14 protein-coding genes and 2 pseudogenes are annotated in these 19,043 nt (G+C 49.4%); 7 read left to right on the forward strand and 9 right to left on the reverse strand.

Annotated elements, in window-relative coordinates:
- Positions 1-193 precede the first annotated feature (193 nt).
- The gene (locus C1P89_RS10890; protein WP_000642849.1) at positions 194-886 is read right to left on the reverse strand and encodes a DUF421 domain-containing protein; all 693 of its coding nucleotides are present in this window, start codon (positions 884-886) and stop codon (positions 194-196) included.
- Positions 887-1,015: 129 nt separating this feature from the next.
- On the opposite strand from C1P89_RS10890, the gene ycaO reads away from it, so the two are divergent.
- The 4 genes from ycaO (at position 1,016) to pflA (ending at position 7,308) form a co-directional block, all read left to right on the forward strand.
- Positions 1,016-2,776 carry a 30S ribosomal protein S12 methylthiotransferase accessory factor YcaO gene (gene ycaO, locus C1P89_RS10895; protein WP_001295344.1) on the forward strand — a complete coding sequence of 587 codons (1,761 nt, stop codon included), beginning with the start codon at positions 1,016-1,018 and terminating at the stop codon, positions 2,774-2,776.
- 405 nt (positions 2,777-3,181) lie between these two features.
- Positions 3,182-4,039: a formate transporter FocA gene (gene focA / locus C1P89_RS10900; RefSeq protein ID WP_000642546.1), complete on the forward strand. Its 858-nt coding sequence runs from the start codon at positions 3,182-3,184 to the stop codon at positions 4,037-4,039.
- Between the two features lie 54 nt (positions 4,040-4,093).
- On the forward strand, positions 4,094-6,376 hold the full coding sequence (pflB, locus tag C1P89_RS10905) for a formate C-acetyltransferase (RefSeq protein ID WP_001292822.1): 2,283 nt from the start codon (positions 4,094-4,096) through the stop codon (positions 6,374-6,376).
- Between the two features lie 191 nt (positions 6,377-6,567).
- Entirely contained in the window at positions 6,568-7,308 is a 741-nt protein-coding gene (gene pflA, locus C1P89_RS10910; protein WP_000111043.1) for a pyruvate formate lyase 1-activating protein, read from the forward strand.
- 81 nt (positions 7,309-7,389) lie between these two features.
- Here pflA and C1P89_RS10915 read toward each other — a convergent pair whose 3' ends face one another.
- A complete protein-coding gene (locus C1P89_RS10915) occupies positions 7,390-7,980 on the reverse strand; it encodes an NAD(P)H oxidoreductase (RefSeq protein WP_001190370.1) in 591 nt (196 codons plus the stop codon).
- A 99-nt stretch (positions 7,981-8,079) separates the two neighbouring features.
- Between C1P89_RS10915 and C1P89_RS10920 the strand changes: the two are divergent.
- A pseudogene (locus C1P89_RS10920) lies at positions 8,080-8,745 on the forward strand (LysR family transcriptional regulator); the annotation flags it as partial.
- Between the two features lie 16 nt (positions 8,746-8,761).
- Here C1P89_RS10920 and C1P89_RS10925 read toward each other — a convergent pair.
- Positions 8,762-9,459 (reverse strand): IS1-like element IS1A family transposase gene (locus C1P89_RS10925; RefSeq protein WP_094096600.1). Its coding sequence is split into 2 segments (ribosomal slippage): positions 8,762-9,210 and positions 9,210-9,459, totalling 699 coding nucleotides; the frame shifts between segments, so codons are not numbered across the junction.
- Positions 9,460-9,510: 51 nt separating this feature from the next.
- Between C1P89_RS10925 and C1P89_RS10930 the strand changes: the two are divergent.
- A pseudogene (locus C1P89_RS10930) lies at positions 9,511-9,765 on the forward strand (LysR substrate-binding domain-containing protein); the annotation flags it as partial.
- Here the strand turns inward: C1P89_RS10930 and C1P89_RS10935 are convergent.
- Together C1P89_RS10935 and C1P89_RS10940 are read right to left on the reverse strand one after the other, a co-directional pair.
- The gene (locus C1P89_RS10935; protein ID WP_000918506.1) at positions 9,766-11,196 is read right to left on the reverse strand and encodes an APC family permease; all 1,431 of its coding nucleotides are present in this window, start codon (positions 11,194-11,196) and stop codon (positions 9,766-9,768) included.
- A gap of 209 nt (positions 11,197-11,405) precedes the next feature.
- Complete coding sequence (locus C1P89_RS10940) at positions 11,406-12,554, reverse strand: MFS transporter (RefSeq protein ID WP_000109289.1); 1,149 nt, start codon at positions 12,552-12,554, stop codon at positions 11,406-11,408.
- A 314-nt stretch (positions 12,555-12,868) separates the two neighbouring features.
- On the opposite strand from C1P89_RS10940, the gene ycaC reads away from it, so the two are divergent.
- A complete protein-coding gene (gene ycaC / locus C1P89_RS10945; protein ID WP_000165876.1) occupies positions 12,869-13,495 on the forward strand; it encodes an isochorismate family cysteine hydrolase YcaC in 627 nt (208 codons plus the stop codon).
- Positions 13,496-13,530: 35 nt separating this feature from the next.
- Here ycaC and dmsC read toward each other — a convergent pair whose 3' ends face one another.
- From dmsC to serS, 4 genes are all read right to left on the reverse strand, one after another.
- Complete coding sequence (dmsC, locus tag C1P89_RS10950; RefSeq protein ID WP_000534650.1) at positions 13,531-14,394, reverse strand: dimethyl sulfoxide reductase anchor subunit DmsC; 864 nt, start codon at positions 14,392-14,394, stop codon at positions 13,531-13,533.
- 1 nt (position 14,395) lies between these two features.
- Positions 14,396-15,013, reverse strand: a complete 618-nt coding sequence (dmsB, locus tag C1P89_RS10955; protein WP_000213098.1) for a dimethylsulfoxide reductase iron-sulfur subunit DmsB — start codon at positions 15,011-15,013, stop codon at positions 14,396-14,398.
- 10 nt (positions 15,014-15,023) lie between these two features.
- Complete coding sequence (gene dmsA, locus C1P89_RS10960; RefSeq protein ID WP_000850307.1) at positions 15,024-17,468, reverse strand: dimethylsulfoxide reductase subunit A; 2,445 nt, start codon at positions 17,466-17,468, stop codon at positions 15,024-15,026.
- A gap of 238 nt (positions 17,469-17,706) precedes the next feature.
- A complete protein-coding gene (gene serS / locus C1P89_RS10965; protein ID WP_000886683.1) occupies positions 17,707-18,999 on the reverse strand; it encodes a serine--tRNA ligase in 1,293 nt (430 codons plus the stop codon).
- Positions 19,000-19,043 lie beyond the last annotated feature (44 nt).

Raw genomic sequence — 19,043 nt, forward strand, 5'->3', positions numbered from 1 at the left:
CTCACCACGTTGCGTTGCTATTAACCCGCGGTCAATCGATTGCGACCACAGGTAATACATTATTCCTGTGGCTATCGGTTTTATCATTCAGTGACACACATCGCAATGAGTAAAACCGTTGAGGGCAAAAATGTGGCTTGCATCACACAAAAGAATCTCTCGGATTATTAGCAAAAAGCCGATGTTTTTACTGTCAGGTCACCCGTTTTGCCCGACTTGCCTTCGTCCATTCTGGATTTGCACAGCGCGGACATAATTGTTTTTCCCCCGCTTTCATATGAATGATTTCACTACAACGAATACAGGCATAGTCCGCCGACTCCGGCACCACTTTGTAACGCTGCGTACAATCACTGGGTAAAATAAGTAAACCCGGTTTCACCTTGTCATCTTCAAAGAAATAGACACTGATTTGCCCGTTGGTTTCGAGAATCGCCAGACGTACCTGCCCCAGCTGCTCCACGCCACGCAATCGTAGCTCCATAAAGAACTCAAATTCCGTCATGTTGGAGTTATTGAGTTTCGACCAGGCCAGCTCGCCATCTTCAATAATAACAACCGGCTTACCTTCCAGTAGATCTTCCAGTTTTTCACTGTGCGCCATCAACCACATTACCAGGCGGTATAACAACGCCAGAGTGATAAAGACGATAAGTACCGGCACCATCGGCACATCATCATAAAACGCCACATCTCCCGCCGCTGAACCCAGCGTGAGAATGATTAACACTTCAAACAGCGACATCTGTCGCACACCGCGTCTTCCGGTCATTTTGAGGAACAAAAAAACCAGTACAAAGGTATAAAGACTACGTAGTGCAACTTCGCCAAGGAAATCAAAAGGCACTTTATCAAATGCCATACGGTGGAGATCGAACGCCTTCATTTTTATGCTCTTATCGTGGTTTATCCGCTAAAAGCATAGTCAACAGTTCATCGGCATGGCGGCGGTGATAGCGCCTTTGAGATAAAACCCGTATTATTGCGCGCTTTCCGTACGACTAAAGTGATTTTCATGACGCAAACATTTATCCCCGGCAAAGATGCCGCTCTGGAAGATTCCATCGCTCGCTTCCAGCAAAAACTTTCAGACCTCGGCTTTCAGATTGAAGAGGCCTCCTGGCTGAATCCTGTGCCTAACGTCTGGTCTGTACATATTCGCGACAAAGAGTGCGCACTGTGTTTTACCAACGGTAAAGGCGCAACCAAAAAAGCGGCGCTGGCTTCTGCACTTGGTGAATATTTCGAGCGTCTCTCAACCAACTACTTTTTTGCTGATTTCTGGCTGGGCGAAACCATCGCCAACGGTCCGTTCGTGCATTATCCCAACGAAAAATGGTTCCCACTGACCGAAAATGACGATGTGCCAGAAGGACTACTCGATGACCGTCTGCGCGCGTTTTATGATCCGGAGAATGAACTGACCGGCAGCATGCTGATTGACCTACAATCCGGTAACGAAGATCGTGGTATTTGCGGCCTGCCGTTTACGCGTCAGTCCGACAATCAGACCGTTTATATTCCGATGAATATCATTGGTAACCTGTACGTCTCCAACGGTATGTCCGCAGGTAATACCCGCAACGAAGCACGCGTTCAGGGATTGTCTGAAGTTTTCGAACGCTACGTGAAAAACCGCATTATTGCTGAAAGCATCAGCCTGCCAGAGATCCCGGCAGACGTGCTGGCGCGTTACCCAGCAGTAGTTGAAGCCATCGAAACGCTGGAAGCGGAGGGTTTCCCAATCTTCGCTTATGACGGTTCGCTTGGCGGCCAGTATCCGGTGATTTGCGTGGTACTGTTCAATCCTGCTAACGGTACCTGCTTTGCCTCTTTCGGTGCGCATCCTGATTTTGGCGTAGCACTGGAACGTACCGTGACCGAGCTGCTGCAAGGTCGTGGCCTGAAAGATTTGGATGTGTTTACTCCGCCAACCTTCGATGATGAAGAAGTCGCTGAACATACCAACCTCGAAACGCACTTTATCGATTCCAGCGGTTTAATCTCCTGGGACCTGTTCAAGCAGGATGCCGATTATCCGTTTGTGGACTGGAATTTCTCCGGCACCACGGAAGAAGAGTTTGCTACGCTGATGGCTATCTTCAACAAAGAAGATAAAGAAGTTTATATTGCCGATTACGAGCATCTGGGCGTTTATGCTTGCCGTATTATCGTGCCTGGCATGTCCGATATTTATCCGGCTGAAGATCTGTGGCTCGCGAATAACAGTATGGGCAGCCATTTACGTGAAACGATTCTTTCGCTACCAGGCAGCGAGTGGGAAAAAGAAGATTACCTGAACCTCATCGAGCAACTGGATGAAGAAGGTTTTGATGACTTTACCCGCGTGCGTGAGCTGTTGGGTCTGGCGACCGGGTCGGATAACGGTTGGTACACCCTGCGTATCGGTGAATTAAAAGCCATGCTGGCGCTGGCTGGTGGCGATCTGGAACAGGCTCTGGTCTGGACCGAATGGACGATGGAGTTTAACTCATCAGTATTTAGTCCGGAACGCGCCAACTATTATCGCTGCCTGCAAACGTTGTTATTACTGGCACAGGAAGAAGATCGCCAGCCGCTGCAATATCTGAATGCGTTTGTTCGCATGTACGGCGCAGATGCCGTAGAAGCCGCCAGTGCGGCAATGAGCGGCGAAGCGGCGTTTTACGGCCTGCAACCGGTAGATAGCGATCTGCACGCGTTTGCTGCACATCAGTCGTTGTTGAAGGCCTACGAAAAGCTGCAGCGCGCCAAAGCAGCATTCTGGGCAAAATAAAATCAAATAGCCTACGCAATGTAGGCTTAATGATTAGTCTGAGTTATATTACGGGGCGTTTTTTTAATGCCCCGCTTTACATATATTTGCATTAATAAAATAATTGTAATTATAAGGTTAAATATCGGTAATTTGTATTTAATAAATACGATCGATATTGTTACTTTATTCGCCTGATGCTCCCTTTTAATTAACTGTTTTAGCGGAGGATGCGGAAAAAATTCAACTCATTTGTTAATTTTTAAAATTTATTTTTATTTGGATAATCAAATATTTACTCCGTATCTGCATAAAAACCATGCGAGTTACGGGCCTATAAGCCAGGCGAGATATGATCTATATCAATTTCTCATCTATAATGCTTTGTTAGTATCTCGTCGCCGACTTAATAAAGAGAGAGTTAGTGTGAAAGCTGACAACCCTTTTGATCTTTTACTTCCTGCTGCAATGGCCAAAGTGGCCGAAGAGGCGGGTGTCTATAAAGCAACGAAACATCCGCTTAAGACTTTCTATCTGGCGATTACCGCCGGTGTTTTCATCTCAATCGCATTCGTCTTCTATATCACAGCAACCACTGGCACAGGCACAATGCCCTTCGGCATGGCAAAACTGGTTGGCGGCATTTGCTTCTCTCTGGGGCTGATTCTTTGTGTTGTCTGCGGAGCCGATCTCTTTACTTCCACCGTGTTGATTGTTGTTGCTAAGGCGAGTGGGCGCATCACCTGGGGTCAGTTGGCGAAAAACTGGCTAAATGTCTATTTTGGCAACCTGGTCGGCGCACTGCTGTTTGTACTTTTAATGTGGCTTTCCGGCGAGTATATGACCGCAAATGGTCAATGGGGACTAAACGTCCTACAAACCGCCGACCACAAAGTGCACCATACTTTTATTGAGGCCGTCTGTCTTGGTATCCTGGCAAACCTGATGGTATGTCTGGCAGTATGGATGAGTTATTCTGGCCGCAGCCTGATGGACAAAGCGTTCATTATGGTGCTGCCGGTCGCGATGTTTGTTGCCAGCGGTTTTGAGCACAGTATCGCAAACATGTTTATGATCCCGATGGGTATTGTAATCCGCGACTTCGCATCCCCGGAATTTTGGACCGCAGTCGGTTCTGCACCGGAAAATTTTTCTCACCTGACCGTGATGAATTTCATCACTGATAACCTGATTCCGGTTACGATCGGCAACATTATCGGTGGTGGTTTGTTGGTTGGGTTGACATACTGGGTCATTTACCTGCGTGAAAACGACCACCATTAATGGTTGTCGAAGTACGCAGTAAATAAAAAATCCACTTAAGAAGGTAGGTGTTACATGTCCGAGCTTAATGAAAAGTTAGCCACAGCCTGGGAAGGTTTTACCAAAGGTGACTGGCAGAATGAAGTAAACGTCCGTGACTTCATTCAGAAAAACTACACTCCGTACGAGGGTGACGAGTCCTTCCTGGCTGGCGCTACTGAAGCGACCACCACCCTGTGGGACAAAGTAATGGAAGGCGTTAAACTGGAAAACCGCACTCACGCGCCAGTTGACTTTGACACCGCTGTTGCTTCCACCATCACCTCTCACGACGCTGGCTACATCAACAAGCAGCTTGAGAAAATCGTTGGTCTGCAGACTGAAGCTCCGCTGAAACGTGCTCTTATCCCGTTCGGTGGTATCAAAATGATCGAAGGTTCCTGCAAAGCGTACAACCGCGAACTGGATCCGATGATCAAAAAAATCTTCACTGAATACCGTAAAACTCACAACCAGGGCGTGTTCGACGTTTACACTCCGGACATCCTGCGTTGCCGTAAATCTGGTGTTCTGACCGGTCTGCCAGATGCATATGGCCGTGGCCGTATCATCGGTGACTACCGTCGCGTTGCGCTGTACGGTATCGACTACCTGATGAAAGACAAACTGGCACAGTTCACTTCTCTGCAGGCTGATCTGGAAAACGGCGTAAACTTGGAACAGACTATCCGTCTGCGCGAAGAAATCGCTGAACAGCACCGCGCTCTGGGTCAGATGAAAGAAATGGCTGCGAAATACGGCTACGACATCTCTGGTCCGGCTACCAACGCTCAGGAAGCTATCCAGTGGACTTACTTCGGCTACCTGGCTGCTGTTAAGTCTCAGAACGGTGCTGCAATGTCCTTCGGTCGTACCTCCACCTTCCTGGATGTGTACATCGAACGTGACCTGAAAGCTGGCAAGATCACCGAACAAGAAGCGCAGGAAATGGTTGACCACCTGGTCATGAAACTGCGTATGGTTCGCTTCCTGCGTACTCCGGAATACGATGAACTGTTCTCTGGCGACCCGATCTGGGCAACCGAATCTATCGGTGGTATGGGCCTCGACGGTCGTACCCTGGTTACCAAAAACAGCTTCCGTTTCCTGAACACCCTGTACACCATGGGTCCGTCTCCGGAACCGAACATGACCATTCTGTGGTCTGAAAAACTGCCGCTGAACTTCAAGAAATTCGCCGCTAAAGTGTCCATCGACACCTCTTCTCTGCAGTATGAGAACGATGACCTGATGCGTCCGGACTTCAACAACGATGACTACGCTATTGCTTGCTGCGTAAGCCCGATGATCGTTGGTAAACAAATGCAGTTCTTCGGTGCGCGTGCAAACCTGGCGAAAACCATGCTGTACGCAATCAACGGCGGCGTTGACGAAAAACTGAAAATGCAGGTTGGTCCGAAGTCTGAACCGATCAAAGGCGATGTCCTGAACTATGATGAAGTGATGGAGCGCATGGATCACTTCATGGACTGGCTGGCTAAACAGTACATCACTGCACTAAACATCATCCACTACATGCACGACAAGTACAGCTACGAAGCCTCTCTGATGGCGCTGCACGACCGTGACGTTATCCGCACCATGGCGTGTGGTATCGCTGGTCTGTCCGTTGCTGCTGACTCCCTGTCTGCAATCAAATATGCGAAAGTTAAACCGATTCGTGACGAAGACGGTCTGGCTATCGACTTCGAAATCGAAGGCGAATACCCGCAGTTTGGTAACAACGATCCGCGTGTAGATGACCTGGCTGTTGACCTGGTAGAACGTTTCATGAAGAAAATTCAGAAACTGCACACCTACCGTGACGCTATCCCGACTCAGTCTGTTCTGACCATCACTTCTAACGTTGTGTATGGTAAGAAAACGGGTAACACCCCAGACGGTCGTCGTGCTGGCGCGCCGTTCGGACCGGGTGCTAACCCGATGCACGGTCGTGACCAGAAAGGTGCAGTAGCCTCTCTGACTTCCGTTGCTAAACTGCCGTTTGCTTACGCTAAAGATGGTATCTCCTACACCTTCTCTATCGTTCCGAACGCACTGGGTAAAGACGACGAAGTTCGTAAGACCAACCTGGCTGGTCTGATGGATGGTTACTTCCACCACGAAGCATCCATCGAAGGTGGTCAGCACCTGAACGTTAACGTGATGAACCGTGAAATGCTGCTCGACGCGATGGAAAACCCGGAAAAATATCCGCAGCTGACCATCCGTGTATCTGGCTACGCAGTACGTTTCAACTCGCTGACTAAAGAACAGCAGCAGGACGTTATTACTCGTACCTTCACTCAATCTATGTAATTAGATTTGACTGAAATCGTACAGTAAAAAGCGTACAATAAAGGCTCCACGAAAGTGGGGCCTTTTTTAGCACGAGAGCCTTTTTTGTCAGCTATCTATACTCTAAGGTGACTGCCAAAACAGACTCGACGTAGCCTTCGAGCTGCGCACCAACACGGCCTCAGATGGGCCACATCTGGAGAAACACCGCAATGTCAGTTATTGGTCGCATTCACTCCTTTGAATCCTGTGGAACCGTAGACGGCCCGGGTATTCGCTTTATCACCTTTTTCCAGGGCTGCCTGATGCGCTGCCTGTATTGTCATAACCGCGACACCTGGGATACGCATGGCGGTAAAGAAGTTACCGTTGAAGATTTAATGAAAGAGGTGGTGACCTATCGCCACTTTATGAACGCTTCCGGCGGCGGCGTTACCGCATCCGGCGGTGAGGCAATCCTACAAGCTGAGTTTGTTCGTGACTGGTTCCGCGCCTGCAAAAAAGAAGGCATTCATACCTGTCTGGACACCAACGGTTTTGTTCGTCGTTACGATCCGGTGATTGATGAACTGCTGGAAGTAACCGACCTGGTAATGCTCGATCTCAAACAGATGAACGACGAGATCCACCAAAATCTGGTTGGAGTTTCCAATCACCGCACGCTGGAGTTCGCCAAATATCTGGCGAACAAAAATGTGAAGGTGTGGATCCGCTACGTTGTTGTCCCAGGCTGGTCTGACGATGACGATTCAGCGCATCGCCTCGGTGAATTTACCCGTGATATGGGCAACGTTGAGAAAATCGAGCTTCTCCCCTACCACGAGCTGGGCAAACACAAATGGGTGGCAATGGGTGAAGAGTACAAACTCGACGGTGTTAAACCACCGAAGAAAGAGACCATGGAACGCGTGAAAGGCATTCTTGAGCAGTACGGTCATAAGGTAATGTTCTAATTTCCCCGTAAAGCGGCAACTTTATTGAGTTGCCGCTTTTTTATTCCGCACTTCATTCTGCTACAGCGTTTTTAACACATCTTATAGTGCATCTACCATATCCCGTACCTGAGATAATAACGACTGATAATAGCTCGCGTGAAGTTCTTCCCCATCGAATACCACTGTATTACACAAGAAAGTGACATCGGCATCTTCAATACCAAGATAACTGCACATATTTTTTAAATAATCGCTTATATTTTTTTCCCAGCCCATCTGGACAAATGATTCTTTGTCTCCTCCAACCAGCGCCACCCAACGAACTTTATTGAATGGTAATTTCTGCCCATCTCCATAAGCCAGCCCATTATTCCATACTCTGTCAATATATCCTTTTAGCATTGCCGGGAAGCTGTACCACCAGACAGGAAAAACCACCACTAACGTGTCATGTTCAAGCAGCTCTGAATAAAGCTGATGAACCTCTGGAGAATAACGTTTATCCATATTCTTCCAGTCTGGTTCATCTTCCGGCGTCATCACCGGGTTGAAATTACGCCGATATAAATCGAGTTCCGTCACCTGTATTTTCCGCTCCATTGCCCGCTGATGGATCGCATCAGCAATATGTGCGGTCAATGAATCATGACGAGGATGGGCCCATACCAAATAAATACGTTCAGACTGCATAATTTTACCTCCACGTTAAGTTCTGGAGCGCACTTTACGCAGGCGGCATAATCATGTAAACGTGATGATTCAGGATGAGTTAATGAAGGATTTTCACTAATGCGGATGAATATGTCTGACTTTGCCACTTTCTTTGCTGTGGCCCGTAATCAAAGCTTTCGTGCAGCGGGCGATGAGTTAGGCTTATCCTCGTCCGCCATTAGCCATAGTATTAAAACACTGGAACAACGTCTTAAAATTCGCTTATTCAATCGGACAACCCGAAGCGTATCGTTAACGGAAGCGGGTTCTAATCTCTATGAACGATTGCGCCCAGCTTTCGACGAAATTCAGATCATGTTAGATGAGATGAATGATTTTCGTCTGACACCAACAGGAACGCTCAAAATCAATGCCGCCCGGGTAGCTGCACGTATATTTTTAATGCCTTTACTGGTTGGTTTCACACGTGAATATCCTGATATTAAAGTCGAGCTCACAACTGACGACTCTCTTGTCGATATCGTCCAACAGGGCTTTGACGCTGGCGTTCGACTTAGTGGCATCGTCGAAAAAGATATGATCAGCGTGGCGATCGGCCCACCAGTGAAATTATGTGTAGCAGCAACGCCAGAGTACTTTGCAAGATATGGCAAACCCCGCCATCCTCATGATCTGCTTAATCATCAATGTGTTGTATTTCGTTATCCCAGCGGCAAACCTTTCCACTGGCAATTTGCAAAGGAGCAGGAAATTGCTGTCGCAGGGAATATCATTCTGGATGATGGGTAATGACTCCAACTTATTGATAGTGTTTTATGTTCAGATAATGCCCGATGACTTTGTCATGCAGCTCCACCGATTTTGAGAACGACAGCGACTTCCGTCCCAGCCGTGCCAGGTGCTGCCTCAGATTCAGGTTATGCCGCTCAATTCGCTGCGTATATCGCTTGCTGATTACGTGCAGCTTTCCCTTCAGGCGGGATTCATACAGCGGCCAGCCATCCGTCATCCATATCACCACGTCAAAGGGTGACAGCAGGCTCATAAGACGCCCCAGCGTCGCCATAGTGCGTTCACCGAATACGTGCGCAACAACCGTCTTCCGGAGACTGTCATACGCGTAAAACAGCCAGCGCTGGCGCGATTTAGCCCCGACATAGCCCCACTGTTCGTCCATTTCCGCGCAGACGATGACGTCACTGCCCGGCTGTATGCGCGAGGTTACCGACTGCGGCCTGAGTTTTTTAAGTGACGTAAAATCGTGTTGAGGCCAACGCCCATAATGCGTGCAGTTGCCCGGCATCCAACGCCATTCATGGCCATATCAATGATTTTCTGGTGCGTACCGGGTTGAGAAGCGGTGTAAGTGAACTGCAGTTGCCATGTTTTACGGCAGTGAGAGCAGAGATAGCGCTGATGTCCGGCAGTGCTTTTGCCGTTACGCACCACCCCGTCAGTAGCTGAACAGGAGGGACAGCTGATAGAAACAGAAGCCACTGGAGCACCTCAAAAACACCATCATACACTAAATCAGTAAGTTGGCAGCATCACCTGGATGATGTTGATGCTGAACTGGATGCCGTTTTGATGGGTGCTGGTATCGGGTATCTGCTCTATGAACAGATCAAGGAGTACCTTGATACCGGTCGTTTAGAATGTGTACTGGAAGACTGGATCACAGAGCGTCCAGGCTTCCAGATCTATTACCCAAACCGCCAGTATATGTCCTGCGGCTTGCGCGCATTTCTCGATTATGTAAAAACGGGTCAGATCTGCCAGAGTCAGCGTCACCGACCACAATAATTATTTACTATTCGCTTTACGCGCCAGCAGCGGGAATATCAGTCCTAATCCTACCAGCACAAACGGCGTTGCAACATTCAGCGCCAACTGGAAGGTCCACTCTGCAGTGAAGGCTTCCATTTTCGGGAAGATCCCCGTCAAACAGGCAAAGGCGGTAAAGGCAAAACACCAAATCCCGACGGTCATTGCCAGAGGCTTATTACGAATAAAGACATATTCTGGTTTATATTTCTGCGCCAGGCGAACGACTGCAATAAATGCAACAAATACCCATAAATAACGCAGCGGCATCACTACCGAATTAAGGTTCAACAGCCATTTATAGAGATTGTTCATATCACCAATGCCGAGAGTCGGCAGCATAATCAGAATCGCCACCAGTACCAGGGTCAGAAAATAGCCATTAACGGGCGTACCAGAAGCGTTGGTACGACATAAACTGGCTGGAATATATTTGCTGTCAGCATCACCTAATAGCACTTTAAGCGGGGCATCAATCGAGAATACCAGCGCCGCTACTTGTCCCAGGGTATTCGCAATGGCGTAAATCACCATTAAAGTATTACCCATGTTGTAATACTCGCCCAGCTTCTGAAAGGCGTAATACTGACCGTTGGTCATTAAGTCATCCGGGATATTACGCGAATCAAACATCATCCCCATCGCCAGCGAGCCCAGAATGGCACAAACCGCAACCATCACCGCCAGGCATAACATCCCTTTTGGAAATTCTTTTCCTGGGTTGCGCGTTTGATTAACGTAAGGAGAAATCTTCTCTGCTCCGCCAACCGCGAAAACCAGCATTGAAATAGTGGTAATGTAGGTAAAGTCGATATGAGGAATGAACGTTTCCCAGGTAATGTTTGTGGTCGCAATATGCACTTCAGTAATTGCAGGCGCGGTTACCGCCATCGCCACATACAGGAGCGACATAACAAACATAGCAATCCCTGCCACAGAACCGACGATTTTCAGCGATTTCATACCGCGTGAAGCAACCCACATAAAGAAGATAAACAGCACCAGCGTTAACCCCTGTAACGCTACGACTGAATATTCTTTGATTAGCGAACCGTCGCCTTTCATCGCCCAACCGAGCGCAATCAGAATTGCCTGGGGTTTTTGTGCCAGATAGGGAATATGCACCACCCAGTAGGTCCACGCGGCGAGATAAGCCAGTCCGGGTCCCATCGTGTGTTTAATCCAGGTACTGACCCCGCCCTTCCCATCTTTGAAGGTCGAGCCTAACTGACCAACAATTAGCGCATAAGGTGTGAAATAGAGCGCAAAGATAAACACCCATGAAAAAACAACCACCAGCCCCTGGTTGGCGTAGTTATTAACAACGTTGCCAAAACCCCAGACAGTGATAAAAGACATCAGCGCAATGTTGTACCATCGCAGCTGTTTTTCCTGAACATTCCCAGCCATAGACAAATCCTTCGCCAAAATTATAGGGGCATCTGTAAAACGAGGGATTATGCGCGGCAAATAAGAAGTGCGGAAATAGCGAAATGCAAAATTATAACCTGCTACACATTTTATTTTTAAACGAATAAAATTTGGAATAAAGCAAGTCAGATAGAAGAAACAAAAAAGCAGAGTGTGAAACAGTAAGTTCACACTCTGCTTGAATTCATTTACACGTGAGCAACGGGTTTCGGCGTATGACCGGCGTTGCGCAGCAGCATCAGCAAATAGATAAACGATACGCTGGCGATCATGATAAACAATAAATTATCGGAGAAATTCTGCATTAGCATAGCGGTAAATGACGGGCCAAGCAGACTTCCCACAGTATAGCTCAACAGTAAGGCTTGGTTCATCGCCACCAGTTGATGATGTTCAACTTTCTCGCAAGCCCATGCCATCGCCACCGGATATAGCGTAAAGCCAGCGGCACCGAGGATGAATAACGCTGGGGCCATCGCCGCCTGGCTAAGCATCGCAATACTGCCGAGAATGACGACAAAGACCTGAACACGCAAAACCAGCAGTCGACCAAACTTATCCGCCAGACGTCCAATCGGCCATTGTCCGAGGATACCCGCACTGACCAGTACCGCCATCCAGAAACCAATACTGGCATTGCTCACCCCTTTGTGATTGAGGTACAGAGGCATCAGGCCATATAGAGATCCCAGAACGATTCCTGAGATAATGCAGCCATTCACGCCAAGCCGCGCCTGACGGAGTTTTAGCATTGCCGTAATTGACGTCGAATCATGGTTTTCAGCCTGCTGATTCAGGACACGCGTAAACAACAGCGGTAAGATCCCTGCCAATGTCAAACCTGTAACCCACGGCAATACGCTCATCAGCTCGGTTGAGACCTTGCTGACCAGTAACTGGCCTAAAAACGTTCCCACGTAATAAACCATCATGTATGCAGCAAGCAAACGCCCACGGTTACGTGACGTCCCACTGCACATCAGCGCGCTCTCAACGACTACCCAAATCATGGCACAGCCGACGCCCGCGACAAAACGCCACGCCAACCAACTCCAGAATCCAATCATCAGGCCAAGGCCGGCACAGCCAGCGGCAAAAATGAAGGAGGCCAGATAATAGCTGCGGTTAAAACCAATGCGTTTAATGACATACCCTGTCAGCAATGTACCGACAAGGTTGCCGGTAAAATAGGATGAGCTGACAACGCCTACCTGCCATGTGGACATGTGTTCCTGGGCGAGCCAAAGCGGCACGAGTGTATTTAACACCGCGATCGCCAGAGTCAACAAAAGCAGGCCAGACAGCAAAAGCATGACAGGCCGGGTATACGTGGACATGAATTAAAACCGTGAGGAAGTTCAAATTTCATGCGCATCATGCCACCGCCAAAAACATTGTCAATGGGTGAAAATACGCGCATATCGCAACGGCGGTATTATCGATTTATATTACTCATTCATAACGCTAATACTGAAGAGATGATTAATCTCATCTGATTGTTTTTATTGATCTAACACAAATTTCATACGCTTCGTTCAGTCGAAAAATTTCATGGTCACAGCAAACTCATATTTCCCGTCTATGCTTTCAGAGCAATGCATCACGTCTGACCGATTTCAGGCGTACCACTGACTCTCGAAAGGAGAAGAGGATGACCAAACCGTATGTTCGTCTTGATAAAAATGATGCTGCTGTTTTGCTTGTTGATCACCAGGCTGGTTTACTTTCCCTTGTACGGGATATCGAACCCGATAAGTTTAAAAATAACGTGCTGGCGCTGGGTGACCTGGCTAAGTATTTCAACTTACCAACTATTCTTACCACCAGTTTTGAAACCGGTCCTAACGGCCCATTAGTTCCAGAACTGAAAGCACAATTCCCCGATGCACCTTACATTGCTCGCCCGGGCAATATTAACGCCTGGGATAACGAAGATTTTGTAAAAGCAGTCAAAGCGACAGGTAAAAAACAGTTAATTATTGCCGGTGTGGTAACCGAAGTTTGCGTGGCATTCCCGGCGCTTTCAGCCATTGAAGAAGGGTTTGATGTGTTTGTTGTGACTGACGCGTCAGGGACCTTTAATGAAATTACCCGGCATTCGGCATGGGATCGCATGTCGCAAGCAGGTGCGCAATTGATGACATGGTTCGGCGTGGCTTGCGAGCTGCACCGTGACTGGCGTAATGATATTGAAGGACTGGCGACGTTGTTCTCTAACCATATTCCTGATTATCGTAATTTGATGACCAGTTATGACACGTTAACGAAGCAGAAATAAAAGAGAACCGGGGCCGAAACCCCGGTTGTTACTGATTAGCTTGCGACGGCCATCCCCACGGTCATATGCAAACCATAGAATACGCCGCGACCGATTAATTCCCCTGCCAGAAGCAGAATGAATGAGACGGATAGTAGCGGAACCGCAGGCTGATAACCTTTTAGCTGTGGTGCAATCCACAAGCACAGGGCAACGGCCAAAAGCACGATCCGCCAGGACATCAGCGCACCATAGTCCGGCACCAGCGCTGCGGCCTGCTGCACAGAACTATGAATAGTCGCCAGCTCTGCGCCCTGCATCACTGACACCACGCCACTCACCACCAGTGCCAGTACGGAAATGGCTGGCAGCAGACGCATCGCCCAGCTATCGACGCCAGCCAGACTCAGCAACAGGTACCCCAGTAACGGGCCGCCCATGAACATCGTCAGGAAGAAGCCCATCGGCGTCCAGATGCTGTACCAGGTCGGAACGGTATCAATGCTGTTATACACACGCACCATCATCCAGACAAAGACGACGCCAAGAACCATCGTCACCACCAGCCAAAGCGTACGCAATGCCGGTGACAGCTTTTTCAGCATTGCCAGCAACCAGCCGATGCCGCCTACGGCAAAAAAGATCGAACCGCTGGCGATTTCGTTACTGAGTGCTGAAGCCCCTACCCGGTTGAGCGAGTTAAAAGCGCGCATCGGTGAACCAAGATGGAGCATAGAAGCGATAAAGCCAATGCCCATCAGCACCCATAAGCCAAACATGCAGGCGATAACACGCTGCTGGGCTTCTGCTCGCAGGTCGCCTTTGAGCAGCGCCAAAGCCAGAACGATAAAACCACCCGCCACACATTGCCCGAAGACCGTGAAGATCATCAGCGGCCATTCATGCCATCCACTTCCCATCTCACACCTCCTTCGGGTTTGCCAGATAGCCAGTGGTATCCCCGGTCGGGCGGCTATTGGCATTGGGTTTGATCACAATATTCGGTTTGGTAAAGTGAGCTCGCGGCAACGGCGCAACGGCCGCCAGATCGCCATGTTTTTTACGCAGCTCGTCGATAGGGCCGAAATCCAGCGCCCGCAGCGGACAAGATTCAACACAGATCGGCTTTTTACCCTCCGCAACACGGTCATAACAACCATCGCATTTGGTCATATGGCCTTTCGTTTCGTTATATTGCGGTGCGCCATACGGGCAAGCCATATGGCAGTAGCGGCAGCCAATGCACACATCTTCATCGACCACAACAAAACCATCTTCACGTTTATGCATCGCACCGCTCGGGCAGACTTTAGTACAAGCCGGATCTTCGCAGTGGTTGCACGAAATCGACAGATAGTAGGCAAACACGTTCTGGTGCCAGACACCGTTATCTTCCTGCCAGTCGCCGCCAGCATATTCATAAATGCGGCGGAAGCTGACTTCTGGCGTCAAATCTTTGTAGTCTTTACAAGCCAGCTCGCAGGTTTTGCAACCGGTGCAACGGCTGGAATCAATAAAAAATCCATACTGGGTTGTCATCGGTTACTCCTTACACCTTTTCAACCTGAACAAGGTTTGTATGTGACGGATTCCCCTTAGCGAGAGGAGACGGACGTTGAGTGGTCAGTACGTTAATACAACCACCCTTATCGACACGTTTTGCATCCGGGTCATACCAGGCACCTTCACCCAGTGCGACCACACCTGGCATCATTCGTGGCGTCACTTTCGCCTCAATATGAACTTCACCACGATCGTTAAAGATCCTGACTTTATCGCCGTTGTTGATACCGCGTTTTTGCGCATCAAGCGGGTTGATCCACATTTCCTGACGGCAAGCTGCTTTCAGCACATCAACGTTGCCGTAAGTTGAGTGAACGCGAGATTTATAGTGGAAACCCGTAAGCTGCAGCGGATACTGTTTGTTCAGCGGATCCTGATAACTTTCAAAGCCCGGCGTGTAGATCGGCAGTGGATCGATCACATCGCCTTCTGGCAATTCCCAGGTAGCGGCAATGTCAGCCAGCGCCTGCGAATAAATCTCAATTTTGCCCGATGGCGTAGTCAGTGGGTTTGCCTGCGGATCTTCACGGAAGGCTTTATAAGCAACGTGATGCCCTTGTGGGTCGCGCTTTTTAAAGATCCCCTGCTTGCGGAACTCTTCAAACGTTGGCAGTTCAGGAATCGCTTCCCGCGACTGGGCATACAGATGCCGCATCCACTCTTCCTGGGTACGGCCTTCAGTAAACTGTTGCTCAACGCCAAGACGTTTTGCCAGTTCGCTGGTCATTTCATAGATGGTCTTACATTCAAAGCGCGGTTTAATCACCTGATCGTTGAAAATCACGTAAGACATATTCCCGCAGGATGCATCCAGCGCAAAGTCCATCTGTTCGGAAGCGGTGCAGTCAGGCAGCAGGATGTCAGCATATTTCGCCGATGAGGTCATGTGGCAGTCGATAACCACAATCAGCTCGCACTTCTTATCATCCTGAAGGATTTCATGGGTACGGTTGATTTCAGAATGCTGGTTAACCAGGCAGTTACCGGCATAGTTCCAGATCATTTTGATCGGCACATCCAGCTTATCTTTCCCGCGTACACCATCACGCAGCGCCGTCATTTCCGGGCCACGTTCAATGGCATCGGTCCACATAAACATCGAAATGCTGGTCTGGATCGGGTTTTCCAAGGTCGGCATACGGACAAACGGTAAGCTGTATGAACCTTCACGCGCGCCGCTGTTCCCTCCATTAATACCAACGTTACCGGTCAGAATCGCCAGCATCGAGATAGCACGGGTTGCGATTTCACCGTTAGCGTGACGCTGCGGGCCCCATCCCTGGCTGATAAACGCCGGTTTGGTACTGCCGATTTCACGAGCCAGTTTGATGATTTTGTCTGCCGGAACACCGGTGATTTGTGAGGCCCATTCCGGTGTTTTAGCCACGCCATCTGGCCCTTCACCCAGAATATAAGCTTTATAGTGGCCATTTTTCGGCGCACTGGCTGGCAGGGTTTTCTCATCGTAGCCAACGCAATATTTATCGAGGAATGCCTGATCCACCAGGTTTTCAGTGATCATGACGTACGCCAGACCGTTAACCAGTGCGGCATCTGTTCCCGGACGAATAGGGATCCACTCATCTTCGCGCCCGGCACCGGTGTCGGTATAGCGCGGATCGATGATGATCATGCGGGCATTAGATTTCTGGCGTGCCTGTTCAAGATAGTAAGTCACCCCACCGCCACTCATTCGCGTTTCGCCAGGGTTATTACCAAACAGCACTACCAGCTTACTGTTTTCGATATCCGACGGGCTGTTGCCATCTGCCCAGCCGCCGTAGGTATAGTTCAAACCTTCCGCAATTTGCGCGGAGGAGTAGTCGCCGTAATGGTTCAGATAGCCGCCGCAGCAGTTCATCAGCCGCGCGACCAGGGTATTTCCCGGCGGCCAGGAGCGGGTCATGGTGCCGCCCAGCGTACCGGTGCCATAGTTCAGATAGATAGACTCGTTGCCGTACTCTTTGATCAGGCGCTGCATATTGGTCGCGATGATGTCGTAGGCTTCTTCCCAGCTAATGCGCTCGAATTTGCCTTCACCGCGCGCCCCGACTCGTTTCATCGGATATTTCAGGCGGTCCGGATTGTAGACACGGCGACGCATGGAACGCCCACGCAGGCAGGCGCGAACCTGGTGCAGGCCGTCGTAATTGTCATCGCCGGTATTGTCCGTTTCGACATATTTGATTTCACCGTCCACGACGTGCATACGTAGCGGGCAGCGACTACCACAGTTAACTGTACAGGCGCTCCAGATAACCTTTTCGTCTGATTTTGTTGGAATGGCGCTATCGACAGCGTGCGCAATCCGACTAAAAGGTAATGTTAATGCGCTGCTGGCCATTGCCAGGCCGCCGATCGCTGTCGTTTTTACCAAACCACGGCGACTCACCTCAGCAGCCAATACCGCATCAGGGATTTTCGTTTTCATAATGGCTCACTCAAGCTTGCTCACGATTGATTCCAGTAACAAACCGTATTGTGTAATTATTTCTATAGCAGTTCGCTATATAGGCTTGTATACATCGAATAATTTGAAAATCAAAGAGATAGGTAGATTTTCACTCGAAAGTAGTATTACGTGTAAGTGAGGAGTAATTATTGTTCGGTATCAAAGGGAGACAAAAAAAGCGCCCGCAGGCGCTTTTTAGATTCAGAAAAATTGGGTATTAGCCAATATATTCCAGTCCGTTCATATACGGACGCAGAACTTCTGGTACTTCAATACGACCATCAGCCTGCTGATAGTTTTCCATTACTGCAACCAGCGTACGACCAACAGCCAGACCAGAACCGTTCAGGGTATGAACCAGACGGGTTTTCTTGTCCGACTTGCTGCGGCAACGTGCCTGCATACGACGTGCCTGGAAATCCCAAACGTTGGAGCAGGAAGAGATCTCACGGTAGGTGTTCTGTGCCGGGATCCATACTTCCAGGTCGTAAGTTTTGCAAGCGCCAAAGCCCATGTCGCCAGTGCAAAGGATGATTTTACGGTACGGCAGGCCCAGCAACTGCAGGACTTTTTCTGCATGACCAGTCATCTCTTCCAGCGCCGCCATTGAGTCTTCCGGGCGCACGATCTGCACCATTTCAACTTTGTCGAACTGGTGCATACGGATCAGACCACGGGTGTCACGACCATATGAACCGGCTTCAGAACGGAAGCATGGGGTGTGGGCGGTCATCTTAATTGGCAGATCATCTTCATCGATGATTTCACCGCGCACCAGGTTAGTCAGCGGAACTTCTGCCGTTGGGATCAGCGCATAGTTACTGGTGTCTGCTTCTTCTTCCAGCGGACGAGTATGGAACAGATCGCCAGCAAATTTCGGCAGCTGACCCGTACCGTACAGCGTGTCCTGGTTAACCAGGTACGGAACATAGTTCTCACTGTAGCCATGCTGTTCGGTATGCAGATCCAGCATAAACTGCGACAGTGCGCGGTGCATGCGAGCAATCTGCCCTTTCATTACCACAAAGCGGGAACCAGTCAGCTTAACTGCAGCTGCAAAGTCGAGGCCAGAGTGCATTTCACCCAGCGTCACGTGGTCACGAACTTCAAAGTCAAACTCACGCGGGGTACCCCAGCGGCTGACTTCAACGTTGTCATTTTCGTCTTTACCTACCGGCACTTCATCTGCAGGCAGGTTAGGGATGGTCAGCGCGATATCGCGAATTTCAGCCTGTAAAGCATCCAGCTCGGCTTTTGCTGCATCCAGCTCTTCGCCCAGTTTGTTCACTTCCAGACGTAAAGGCTCGATATCTTCCCCGCGCGCTTTCGCCTGGCCAATGGATTTCGATCGGGAGTTACGCTCCGCTTGCAGGTTTTCCGTTTTGACCTGCAATACTTTACGACGCTCTTCAAGAGCGCCCAGCTTATCTACATCCAGCTTAAAGCCCCGGCGTGCCAGTTTTTCAGCGACTGCGTCTGGCTCATTACGCAGCAGATTGGGATCGAGCATGCTTATCCTGTGCTTATCGAATTAAATGGGAGATGTGGCCACAG

This window comes from Shigella sonnei, from assembly GCF_002950395.1.
Lineage (GTDB): Bacteria > Pseudomonadota > Gammaproteobacteria > Enterobacterales > Enterobacteriaceae > ECMA0423.